Source organism: Filimonas lacunae (assembly GCF_002355595.1).
In the GTDB taxonomy this organism is placed as follows: domain Bacteria; phylum Bacteroidota; class Bacteroidia; order Chitinophagales; family Chitinophagaceae; genus Filimonas; species Filimonas lacunae.
Map to the genome: position 1 here is coordinate 7,334,979 of NZ_AP017422.1, position 12,083 is coordinate 7,347,061.

A 12,083-nucleotide genomic window follows, 5' to 3' on the forward strand; every position below is an offset into this window, starting at 1 on the left:
TGCTTAAAAACCGACAATTATGAGAAAAAGTAAATCCCTATACCTCCTGGCTGCATTGGCGTTGATAATGGGCAGTGTGCATGCACAGGATTTAACAACGGGCGGTGTATTAACTGCATCGGCTGATAATGCTTCCGGTGCGGATGGTAGCGAAGGCTCTAAAAAAGTGGTGGACAATGATATCACTACCAAATTCCTTTGTACCTATACATCACCTTTATTAATGCAGTTGCAGTTTAGTGCTGCACAAACGGTGGGGCAGTATACGCTTACATCGGGTAACGATGGCCCTACCCGCGATCCTAAAACATGGAAGCTGGAAGGCTCTAATAACGGCAGCACCTGGACGGTGGTAGATACACGTACCAACGAAGCTTTTCCAGACCGCAAGCAAACGCGTGTATTTGATATTGCCAGCGCTCCTGCGGCTTACCTGTATTACCGGATGAATATTTCGGCTAATAATGGCAGCACGCTGTTTCAGCTTTCTGAGTGGCGTTTGCTGGGGGCTTCGGCAGCTTCGGGCGTGCCATCGGCCTTAAAAGCATTGGCTTTGTCTGGTACCACTGTTTCACTCAGCTGGACAAATAACTCAGTCAACAACAGTTCCTTCGAATTGCAACGCAGTGCGGATGGTACTAATTATACCACTATTGCCACAGGGGCCACAACTACTTATATGGATACGAAAGCTGCTATTAACACTACTTACCAGTATCGTGTACGGGCGGTGAACAAATACGGTAGTACTGCTTATTCCACTGTGGCTTCTGTTACTACATATAATTCTGGTGGCGAGCTGCTGGATATGACAGATGATGGCGGTGTGTTAACGGTGGATAAAGAGAACACGAATGTTAACGAAAACTCGCCCCATTTAATTGATAACAATACCGGCACCAAATACCTGATACCACAGGCTCAGTTATCGGTTCCGGCCGATTACTGGATGATGTATAAAGCAGTGAAATCGAAACTGCTGATATATTATACCATCACTTCGGGCAATGACGCAGAAGAGCGAGATCCGAAAGACTGGACGCTGGAAGGTTCTAATGACGGCAGTACCTGGGTACAGTTGGATAAGCAAACCGGGCAAACGTTTTCGGGCAGGGGCGTAACGCGTAACTTTTATCTCAGCAGCAGCGCTACTGCTTATCAATATTACAAATGGCATGTTACTGCTGGTAACTCTACTTCTAATGTTCCCAGTCAGATAGCGGAATGGGAGCTGTACGGGCTTGACCCCGATGCTCCTTTGCCCGCTGCCGGGCTTACTGTAAGTAACGTGCTGGTGTCGTCAGTTAAGGTAACCTGGACCACCAGTAGCAGCGCTACGGTTACAGGTTATGAGTTGCAGCGTTCAAAAGATACGGATGAAAATTTCGAAACCATTACTACTACTGCTGCATCTGCGAACAATTATACCGATGCCGGGTTGTTGGGTGGTACCCGTTATTACTATCGCCTGCGGGCAAAAGCGGGTGATGCGGTTTCTATCTTTACCAATGTGGTGGATACTATTACGGTATGGGATCCTGAACTGCCGTTAACACCCCAGGCTTTAACAGCAGCAGTTACTTCCGATACTTCCGTACTGCTTACCTGGGAAGATAAATCGGATATTGAAACAGGATATACTATTGAACGCTCCACTAACGGCACCTCCTTTACACTGATAGCAACGGTAGATGCCAACGTGGTAAGCTATGAAGATACCACTCTTACCATGGCTACTCAATACTGGTATCGTGTAAGGGCCTTTAACGCCAAAGGTACTTCTAACTATACCGACGTGGTAGATGTGATCACTTCCGGAAGCAACACGGCTCCTACGCTGGACGCTATCAGTGATATTGAAACCTGTAACACTTCTGTACAAACTATCACTATCAAAGGTATTACTGCCGGAGAGGAAGCCGGGCAAACGGTTTCTTTAGGGGTAGTAAGCGATAATAGCAATGTGTTTGCTGCTTTATCTATCAGTAATGTGGTTAACGGAGAAGCTACTATTACCTACCAGGTAAATGGGGTGGCCGATACTGCCGTGGTAACTGTTACCGCCACGGATAACGGCGGTACGTTAAATGAGGGTGTAGATACTTACTCGCAAAGCTTTACGGTCATTGTAAGTCCTATTCATGTGACCATCACTGCCAATCCGGGCACTCTCATCAATCGCTACGAAACGGTACAACTTACGGCTTCTGGTGCTGCTACTTATGTGTGGGATAGTGCGCATGGTATTGTGGGGGCGCAGAATGCCGATGTGTTAACGGTGAAGCCTACGGTAAACACCTTGTATAAAGCAAAGGGAACGGATGCGCAGGGCTGTATTGATTCGGCATCGGTGGTAGTGAAGCTGGATACAGATTATAACCTGAAACCGGTGAACGTGCTTACTCCTAATGGCGATGGTAAGAATGATACCTGGGTTATCTGGAATATCAGCTCTTTCCCTAATAACAAGGTAACCGTGTTTGACCGCGCGGGACGCAGTGTATTTCATGCGGTAAACTATACCAACACCTGGAACGGTACTGTAAACGGTGCGCCGCTGGCCCAAGGCACTTATGTATATGTGATTGAGCTGGGCAATGGCATTGAACCGGTAAAAGGAGTGTTAACCATTATTCGCGATCGTAACTAAAATCTGCTACAATGAACCCGATATATTCATACAGAAAACTGATGAGCATGTTGCTGGCTGCTGCCTGTGTGGCAGCAGCGGGCACTGCCCGCGCACAACTGTTGCCATCCGGCACCGGTTATTTTCAAAACCGTTATGTGTTGAATCCTGCCTTTGCCGGCTTTACACGCCAGTTAACGGTGAATGCGGCTTACCGCAGAGAGCAGGCTAACATTGACCAGGGTCCTACTTCTCAATATGTAACAGCTGATTATGGACTTACCAATAGTGTAGGCGTGGGCGTAAATGCGTATAACGAAAAGGCAGGCGTATTAAAGAACACGAATGTAATGGCTACCTATGCCTATCATATTTCTTTTTCAGAAAGCCGCAAGCTGCATTTGGGTTTATCGGCCGGTGTGCGTAATGAGCGAATTGATTATGGTGCAGTGAACGGAGAACAGGATGATGCTACTTTAACGAGTTTTAACAGCAGGGGTGTGCAATTCGATGCTGACTTTGGGGCCGCTTATACGGATGGAGGATTGACTATACAGGCGGCTGCTCCGGGGTTGGTAACCAATTTTAAAAGCAGCACCAGTAGCTGGGTAAATAAGCCCGTGTTTTTTGCAGCGGCTTCGTATAAGGTAAAAATAAGTGAAGATGGTGAAGGTATCTGGCTGCAACCTATGGCCATGTTCAGGCAGGTGAAAGGGTATGATAACCTGGTAGATGCCGGGGCGCAGTGTAGCTTTTTGGAGGAACGTATGTATGTGTTTGGCATGTACCAGAGCAGCAAGAGCTTTATGGCGGGTGCGGGTGCCGGTATTATCAAAGATGTGATAACGATCAATGCGGTATACAATACCCGTGTAAATGCTTTAAAAGGGTATTCCGGTGGCAATTTTGAAATTGGTTTTACGCTTAAGCCGGGCCACCTGGCTAAGCACTAAATATAACATATGAACAAGGCCTGGATAAAAACACTGCTGATTGGGTTAGTAGTAAGTAACATGGCTGCGGCCTGTAGTAAAAACAAAACGTCGGGTTATGTGTCGCCGGCAGGTGGCGGGGCAGATACTGCTGTGCCACCGCCAGCTACCTGGCAGGAACATTGGTTAGAGCATAAACAGTTGTTAACCAGGGTGTATTACGATACCAGCATTGCTGTTTATTTCGATGCCGATGTAAACCGTGCCATTACCTGGCCGCCTAATTATTTAGCGAATGTTTGGAATTATACTAAAAGAGTATATGGTAAATTTGGCAACGAAACACGGCTATATGCTATTTTTCATGCAGGTAAATACAGTGGCGGGCACCCTTCCACCTATTTCGACGCCAGCCACGATAACAGAAATGTAATTGATTGCGGCAGTAGTTCGGCAACAGCATGGACGGCAGGCACGGGTAACGATCTTGATCTTACCACACATGAAGTAGGGCATATTGTAGAAGGGGCGTCTAAAGGAGTGCATAATTCGCCTGCTTTTGGTTTATGGGGCGATAGTAAGTGGATGGAGATTTATATATACGATGTGTATAAAGGATTAGGGATGGAAAACGATGCTACCCGTTGGTATAACCTGGTGATAAATGGAAAAGATGATTTTCCGGTTGCCAATACACAATGGTTTAAAAACTGGTTTTATCCTATTTACACAAAGTATGGTGGCGCTAAAGTGCTGAATAATTATTTTGTGTTATTGAGTAAGCATTTTCCTAAGAAAACAATTGATGGTGGCACCGAATATATGAGGGATATGAACTGGGGCGAGTTTTTTCATTTCTGGAGTGGTGCAGCCGGTGTGAATTTAAAGGCACAGGCAACTACTGCTTTTGGATGGACGGCTACATATCAGCAACAGTTTGAAAATGCGCAGGCCGATTTTCCGGGCATTACTTATTAAGCGAGACAATTTATAAAATATAACATACAAGCATGAAGCATTGTTGGGCCGTTTTATCCTTACTGGCACTTACAGGAACTGTTAAAGCGCAGCGTGTTGCGTCTGTCACTGACCCGGTAGAATGGATAAACCCATTGATGGGTACCGATTCCAAGGGCAGTCTTTCTAATGGCAACACCTACCCCGCCATTGCTGTTCCGTGGGGAATGAACTTCTGGACACCACAAACCGGTAAAATGGGAGATGGCTGGCAGTATACTTACGGAGCAGAAAAGATCCGCGGGTTTAAACAAACGCACCAGCCTTCGCCGTGGATGAACGACTACGGGCAGTTTGCTATTATGCCGGTTACTGGCAAAGCGGTGTTTAAGGAAGATGACAGGGCCAGCTGGTTTTCGCACAAGGCAGAGGTGGTAAAGCCTTACTACTATAGTGTATACCTGGCCGATCATCATGTAACAGCCGAATTTACACCTACAGAAAGAGCGGCTATGTTCCGTTTTACCTTCCCTGCTAAAGACAGTGCTTTTGTAGTAGTAGATGCTTTTGATAAAGGCTCTTATATTAAGATTATTCCAGCCGAGCGTAAAATAATAGGTTACTCAGTTAAATACAGCAGGGGCAAGCTTACCAATTTCAGGAACTATTTTGTAATGGTGTTTGATAAGCCTTTTACCACCACCAGCGCCTGGCAAAACAATGCTGTTGAAACCGGTAAACTGGAATTGCAGGAAAACCGGGTAGGTGCCATTGTGGGCTTTGCCACATCGGGCAACGAGCAACAGGTGCATGTGAAAGTAGCTTCTTCGTTTATCAGTGCAGAGCAGGCAGAGCGTAACCTGAATGAACTGGGTACTAACAGTTTTGAAAAGATACAACAACAGGCCAAAGCGGCCTGGAACAAACAGTTGGGGCGCATTGCTATTGAAGGCGCTACTATAGACCAGGCACGTACTTTTTATTCCTGTTTATACCGCACCTTGTTATTCCCTAACAAATTGTACGAACTGGATGCCAGTGGTAAGCCTGTGCATTACAGTCCTTATAACGGTCAGGTATTACCAGGCTATATGTTTGCCGGTACCGGCTTCTGGGACACTTTCCGTGCCTTATACCCTTTCTTAAGCCTGATGTATCCTGGCATTAATAAAGAGATGCAGGAAGGTTTGATCAATGATTATAAAGAAGGCGGTTTTTTACCGGAATGGAGCAGCCCGGGATTTGCAGATATTATGGTGGGTAACAATTCGGCTTCGGTGGTAGCAGATGCTTATATCAAGGGCATACGTGGTTATGATATTGAAACCTTATACAAAGCATTGGTACATGGCGCCAACAATGAAGGCCCTATGTCGGCGGTAGGCCGTAAGGGTGTGGACTATTACAACAAGCTGGGTTATGTGCCTTATAATGTTGGGATTAATGAAAACGCAGCCCGCACACTGGAATATGCTTATGACGATTTTACTATTTACCAGCTAGGCAAGGCCCTGAAAAAGCCGGAAGGGGAAATTGGTATTTATGCAGAAAGAAGTCAGAATTATAAAAACCTGTTCGACTCTTCGTCTAAACTGATGCGCGGTAAGAATGAAGATGGCAAATTTCAGTCGCCTTTTAATCCTTTGAAATGGGGCGATGCTTTTACCGAAGGCAACAGCTGGCATTATTCCTGGTCGGTGTTTCATGATATCCAGGGTTTAATAAACCTGATGGGTGGTAAAGCGGCGTTTACCAATATGCTGGATTCGGTGTTTAAAATGCCGCCTGTGTTCGATGATAGTTACTATGGAGGTACTATTCACGAAATACGCGAAATGCAGATTGTGAACATGGGCCAGTATGCACATGGCAACCAGCCTATACAGCACATGTTGTATTTATACAACTATTCGGGCCAGCCCTGGAAATCGCAATACTGGATAAGAGAAGCGTTGAACCGTTTATACAAGGCCACGCCTGATGGCTATTGCGGCGATGAAGATAACGGGCAAACTTCTGCCTGGTATGTATTCTCTGCATTGGGCTTTTACCCGGTGTGCCCTGCTACGCCTGAGTATGTGCTTGGTGCGCCCCTGTTTCCCAAAGCAGTGCTTACGCTGGAAAATGGTAAAAAGTTTACCATTGAAGCCAAAGATGGCAGTGACGATAATCGTTATATACAGCAGTTGAGCATTAACGGAAAAGTATACAATAAAAACTTTATTAATCATTTCGATATTTTACAAGGCGGGACTATGCAGGCAGTAATGAGTAGCAAGCCAGCGCTGCAAAGAGGTGTGTCTGCGGATGCAGCCCCGTATTCGTTTTCCAATAAATAGGATACCATGATAAAAAACAGGTGGAAGATTTTGGCCACCGGCATACTGATGCTGGTGGCAGGGCGAAGCTTTGCCCAGGACTGGAGTTATATCAGCGAGCAGGATATACTCTCTAAAGATTCTGTTACCAGGGGAGAATACACGTTGATATTCATAAACAAAGATTCTGCTATGGACAAGGGGTTACAACAAAGAATGACGGATGCCTTTTTTACGGTATATCCTAAGCAGGCGAAGCTGTATAACCCCGCTACTATTAAAAAGGTGATTTTTATAATGGACCCCGGTTATAAAGGTGTGGCTGCTACTGCGGCGGGCATAGTAAGGTATAACCCGGAATATATGCACAAGCATCCGAAAGATATTGATGTGGTAACACATGAAGTAATGCACCTGGTGCAATCGTATCCTGGTGGTGCAGGGCCGGGTTGGGTAACAGAGGGGATTGCAGACTATGTGCGTTTTAAAATGGGCGTGGACAATGCAGGTGATGGCTGGAAGTTACCCGAATTCAATGCTTCGCAGCACTATACCAATAGCTACCGTGTTACTGCGCGCTTTTTGGTATGGATTGAAAAACAGTATGATAAAAAGTTTGTAAAAGGGCTGGACAATGCTTTGCGCACCCACACGTATACAGAAAACTACTGGAAAGCTAAAACAGGAAAAACAGTAAACGAATTGTGGCAGGAATATGCACTGAATCCTGTAATTTAACACAGATGAAAAGTAAATTCCCCTTAATAATATTGTTGCCCTGCTCTTTTGCAGCAGCGCAAACCAGGCCCGTGGATAATCTGGTGCAATATGTAAAACCTATTATAGGCACCCAGCGTATGGGGCATACTTATCCGGGGGCTACGGTGCCGTTTGGTATGGTGCAGCTGAGTCCGGATACGGATACTTTAAGCTATGAACAAAATGGCGCCTACAATAAAGACGTGTATAAATATTGCGCAGGTTACCAGTATGATGATAAAACGATTGTAGGGTTTAGTCATACGCATTTCAGTGGTACTGGGCATTCTGATCTGGGCGATTTTTTAATCATGCCTACAGTGGGTGCTTTGCAGTTAAACCCTGGTACTGCCGATAAGCCGTTGAGCGGTTACCGTTCCGCTTTTTCGCACAGTAACGAAGTGGCAGAGGCGGGCTACTATAAGGTAAAGCTGGACGATGATCATATTACGGCTGAGCTTACAGCTACTGCACGGGTAGGTTTGCATCAGTATACCTTTCCGGCTTCGGACAAATCGCATATTATACTGGATCTGATGCATGGCATTTATAACTATGATGCCAAAAATGTATGGACCTATGTGCAGGTGGTAAATGACTCGCTGGTTACGGGTTACCGTCAAACCAACGGCTGGGGCCGCACGCGTACCGTATATTTTGCCATGAGCTTTTCCAAACCGTTCAAGCATTATGGCAGTAAAGACTATTCTGATAAGCAGGTATATCGTGGCTTCTGGCGCAAGTTTAACCAGGAGGATAACTTCCCGGAACTGGCTGGTAAAAAGCTGCGCATGTATTTTGACTTTGATACCCGCCAGGATGAAAAGATACTGGTAAAGTTTGCCTTATCACCCGCAAGCAGTGCGGGGGCGTTGTTAAACCTGAGAACAGAATTGCCCGGCTGGGATTTTGAGCAAGTGAAGCAACAGGCACAACAGGCCTGGCAACACGAACTGGAAAAAATTATGATCACTGCAAAGGATACAGAAGCCAAAGAAAACTTTTATACATCCCTGTATCACACCTTTATTAACCCCACTACCTATATGGATGTAGATGGTAATTATAAAGGCCTGGATCAGAATGTGCATAAAGCAGAAGGCTTTACCAATTACACCACCTTCAGTTTATGGGACACCTATCGTGCCCTGCATCCGTTTTTTAACCTGGTGCAGCCCAAAAGGAATGCAGATATGATGCAATCTATGCTGGCGCATTTTAACCAAACAGCATTGCACATGTTACCGGTATGGAGCCACTATGCCAATGAAAACTGGTGCATGACGGGCTATCATTCGGTTTCGCTGCTGGCCGATGCCGTGGTGAAAGGCAACGCGCCTTTTGATGTCAATAAAGCATTGGATGCCTGTGTAACCACTGCCAGCAACCGTTGGTTTGAAGGCGTGGGATATTACATAGATAAAGGGTATGTGCCGGAAGACAAAAGCGGTGCTTCGGTGTCTAAAACACTGGAATATGCTTATGACGACTGGGCCATTGCGCAAATGGCTAAAAAGCTGAACCGGATGGATGTGTACAACACTTTTATTAAAAGAGCAGGTTACTATAAAAACGTATTTGATGCTTCTACCGGTTTTATGCGTCCGCGTTTAAGTGATGGCAGCTTTAAAAAAGAGTTTGATCCCCTGGATACCGAAGGACAGGGCTTTATAGAAGGTAATGCGTGGAACTACAGTTTGTATGTACCGCAAGCGCCTGATAGCCTTATCGCTATGATGGGCGGTCGTAAACGTTTTGCGGCGCACCTGGATTCGCTGTTTACCATGGAGCTGCCGGATAAATACTTTGAGCATACTGAGGATATTACCCGTGATGGCATTATTGGTAATTATGTGCATGGCAACGAGCCTTCGCACCACGTGGTGTATTTGTATAACTGGACGGGCATGCCCTGGAAGACACAGGAAAGGGTGCGTATGATTTTAAAGCATCAGTATCATACCGGTCCGGCGGGACTGGGTGGTAACGATGATTGCGGGCAAATGAGCGCCTGGTATCTGTTCAGTACACTTGGCTTTTATCCGGTAGCGCCTGGTAGCGATGAATATGCTATTGGCAGTCCGGCTATTGATAAGGCGGTGATTACACTGGAAAATGGTAACACGTTTACCATTGAAGCGCAAAACCAGGGTGATAACAATGTATATGTAAAGCAGCTGTTATTGAATGGTGTTCCTTATAATAAATACACCATCCGCCATGCGGATATTGTCAAAGGTGGCAAGCTGGTATTTGTGATGAGCAATAAGCATTAATAAAGCGGTATTATAATTGCCGGTACATTTGTGTATTATCACAATTTTACCGGCAATTTATGTCTAAAGTATACTCACTGAAAACGGTACAATGGTTACCGGTAGATATCAGCACTGCCTGGCAGTTCTTTAGCAGTGCGCACAACCTTGTAGAAATTACACCACCCGATATGGGTTTTGATATTGTTAGCAAATACCATGGCAACAAGCTTTATGCCGGGCAGATTATTGAATACAAGCTGCGGTTACTGGGTTTTATCCGTTTGTACTGGATGACGGAGATCACCCATGTACAGGAAGGTGCTTACTTTATAGATGAGCAACGTTTTGGTCCTTATGCCCTCTGGCACCATCAGCACCATTTTAAAGCCGTGAATGGCGGCGTAGAAATGACAGATATTGTTCATTACAAAATTCCTTTTGGCTGGTTGGGTTCGCTGGCGCATGCGTTGTATGTGAAAAAACAGCTGAAACATATTTTCGATTACCGCTACACCCGCATTGCACAATTATTTAAAGCATAGTTTTTTGCGTTTATATAGGAAGGCTATATAATTGTGCGATATATTTATATACATAATTATGCTTATGAGACGTGTAGCTTTTTTATTACCTGTATTAGCCGTGTGGTTTTGCCTGCAGGGGCAGGCGCAGGTTGTTGCTAATGAAAGCCCCGCTACGCTGCACCAGTTACAGCAGCAGTTTGTAGATCTCCGGTTTGGTATGTTCATTCATTTCAACATTCCTACTTACGCTAACCAGGATTGGCCCGACCCCGAAACACCGGCAGCAGTGTTTAATCCGCAGCAGCTGGATTGTAACCAATGGGCATTGGCGGCCAAAAGCGCTAACATGAGTTACGGCTGTTTAACTACCAAGCACCACAGCGGTTTTTGCATATGGGATACCAAAAGCACAGATTATAATGTAATGAACAGTCCTTTTAAGCGGGATGTGGTAAAAGAATATGTGCAGGCCTTTCGTGCCAATGGTTTAAAAGTGATGCTGTATTACTCTATTTTAGATACCCATCATAAACTCAGGCCCAATAGCATTACCCAGCAACACAGGACAATGGTAAAGCAGCAGTTAACAGAACTGTTAACCAACTATGGTAAAGTGGAAGCGCTGATCATTGACGGGTGGGATGCGCCGTGGTCGCGTATTAGCTATGATGATATTTCTTTTGAAGAAGTATACCTGCTGGTGAAGAAGTTGCAACCTAATTGCCTGGTGATGGATTTAAATGGAGCCAAGTATCCGGCAGAGGGTTTGTTTTATACGGATATTAAAACATACGAGATGGGGGCAGGGCAACGGGTATCTAACCCCGAAAACCGGATGCCTTCCTTAGCCTGTTTGCCGGTGAATGATGCCTGGTTCTGGAAAACAGATTTTCCCACAAAGCCTGTAAAGCAGGCTACGGCATTGGTGAATAACCAATTGGTGCCTTTAAATAAGGCCAGTTGCAATTTTATTTTGAATGTGGCGCCTAACCGGGATGGGCTGATTGACTCCAACGCACTGGCTACTTTACAGGAGATAGGTACTTTGTGGAAGAATGAAGGGCCTATACCTTCTTTGCCGGTTACGGGCGATCCCATTATTTCTACCAACCTGGCTAAGCACAAGCCTGCCAATTCCAGCTGGAGCTGGGACATGAATATTATGGATTTTGCCAATGATGATGATTTTACCACTTCCTGGGAATCGAACAGGGAAGTAAAAGAACCCTGGTATGAAGTGAGTCTGGGAAAGGAACAATCGTTTAATGCCCTGGTGCTTACCGAGCCAAAGGCCAATGTTACGGCCTACCGGGTAGAATATTACCAGGGTGGAGAATGGAAGCCGTTGTTTTCAGGTAACGTTGTCAGCCGTGTAAAACTGCACCGGTTTGCCCGGGTAAAGGGGCAAAAGATAAGAATTTGGCTCACCACTTATCACGATTTCCCGGCCATTGCTGAATTGGGTGTGTATAATTCATATCTTCACCCCCGTTAAAATCAATATGCTTATGTCGTTACCAGTGAATAACAAGAATGCCGGTAAAAAGGCTGGAAAAGCGAAAGTAAATAATGTACAGGGCTCTAAGTTTATTGCCAAGCCAGGTAAAGCAGCAGGCTCTGTTAAAACTGTGAAAACAGGTGGCAGCCGTGGCAGCTGATTTTTGCCGGTTATCATTTATAACAATCTCGCTTTCGCATACAAAAGG

General features: G+C 45.4%; 9 protein-coding genes. All 9 read left to right on the forward strand.

Going from position 1 to position 12,083, the window contains the following annotated elements; all coding sequences use genetic code 11:
- Positions 1-19 precede the first annotated feature (19 nt).
- Complete coding sequence (locus FLA_RS29150) at positions 20-2,650, forward strand: T9SS type B sorting domain-containing protein (RefSeq protein WP_076376992.1); 2,631 nt, start codon at positions 20-22, stop codon at positions 2,648-2,650.
- A gap of 11 nt (positions 2,651-2,661) precedes the next feature.
- The gene (locus tag FLA_RS29155) at positions 2,662-3,582 is read left to right on the forward strand and encodes a PorP/SprF family type IX secretion system membrane protein (protein ID WP_076376994.1); all 921 of its coding nucleotides are present in this window, start codon (positions 2,662-2,664) and stop codon (positions 3,580-3,582) included.
- Between the two features lie 9 nt (positions 3,583-3,591).
- A complete protein-coding gene (locus tag FLA_RS29160) occupies positions 3,592-4,539 on the forward strand; it encodes a hypothetical protein (protein WP_076376996.1) in 948 nt (315 codons plus the stop codon).
- A 32-nt stretch (positions 4,540-4,571) separates the two neighbouring features.
- Complete coding sequence (locus tag FLA_RS29165) at positions 4,572-6,857, forward strand: GH92 family glycosyl hydrolase (protein WP_076376998.1); 2,286 nt, start codon at positions 4,572-4,574, stop codon at positions 6,855-6,857.
- A gap of 6 nt (positions 6,858-6,863) precedes the next feature.
- Positions 6,864-7,574 (forward strand): basic secretory protein-like protein, encoded by a 711-nt coding sequence (locus FLA_RS29170; protein WP_084206073.1) that lies wholly within the window; start codon positions 6,864-6,866, stop codon positions 7,572-7,574.
- Between the two features lie 5 nt (positions 7,575-7,579).
- Positions 7,580-9,871: a GH92 family glycosyl hydrolase gene (locus FLA_RS29175; protein WP_076377000.1), complete on the forward strand. Its 2,292-nt coding sequence runs from the start codon at positions 7,580-7,582 to the stop codon at positions 9,869-9,871.
- 59 nt (positions 9,872-9,930) lie between these two features.
- Positions 9,931-10,395, forward strand: a complete 465-nt coding sequence (locus tag FLA_RS29180; protein ID WP_076377002.1) for an SRPBCC family protein — start codon at positions 9,931-9,933, stop codon at positions 10,393-10,395.
- 64 nt (positions 10,396-10,459) lie between these two features.
- A complete protein-coding gene (locus FLA_RS29185) occupies positions 10,460-11,872 on the forward strand; it encodes an alpha-L-fucosidase (RefSeq protein ID WP_076377004.1) in 1,413 nt (470 codons plus the stop codon).
- A 13-nt stretch (positions 11,873-11,885) separates the two neighbouring features.
- The gene (locus tag FLA_RS31605; protein ID WP_159445069.1) at positions 11,886-12,035 is read left to right on the forward strand and encodes a hypothetical protein; all 150 of its coding nucleotides are present in this window, start codon (positions 11,886-11,888) and stop codon (positions 12,033-12,035) included.
- Positions 12,036-12,083: the final 48 nt, after the last annotated feature.

Coding starts and splice junctions, on each gene's coding strand:
- FLA_RS29150 (WP_076376992.1), top strand. CDS start 20: ATGAGAAAAAGTAAATCCCTATACCTCCTGGCTGCATTGGCGTTGATA.
- FLA_RS29155 (WP_076376994.1), top strand. CDS start 2,662: ATGAACCCGATATATTCATACAGAAAACTGATGAGCATGTTGCTGGCT.
- FLA_RS29160 (WP_076376996.1), top strand. CDS start 3,592: ATGAACAAGGCCTGGATAAAAACACTGCTGATTGGGTTAGTAGTAAGT.
- FLA_RS29165 (WP_076376998.1), top strand. CDS start 4,572: ATGAAGCATTGTTGGGCCGTTTTATCCTTACTGGCACTTACAGGAACT.
- FLA_RS29170 (WP_084206073.1), top strand. CDS start 6,864: ATGATAAAAAACAGGTGGAAGATTTTGGCCACCGGCATACTGATGCTG.
- FLA_RS29175 (WP_076377000.1), top strand. CDS start 7,580: ATGAAAAGTAAATTCCCCTTAATAATATTGTTGCCCTGCTCTTTTGCA.
- FLA_RS29180 (WP_076377002.1), top strand. CDS start 9,931: ATGTCTAAAGTATACTCACTGAAAACGGTACAATGGTTACCGGTAGAT.
- FLA_RS29185 (WP_076377004.1), top strand. CDS start 10,460: ATGAGACGTGTAGCTTTTTTATTACCTGTATTAGCCGTGTGGTTTTGC.
- FLA_RS31605 (WP_159445069.1), top strand. CDS start 11,886: ATGTCGTTACCAGTGAATAACAAGAATGCCGGTAAAAAGGCTGGAAAA.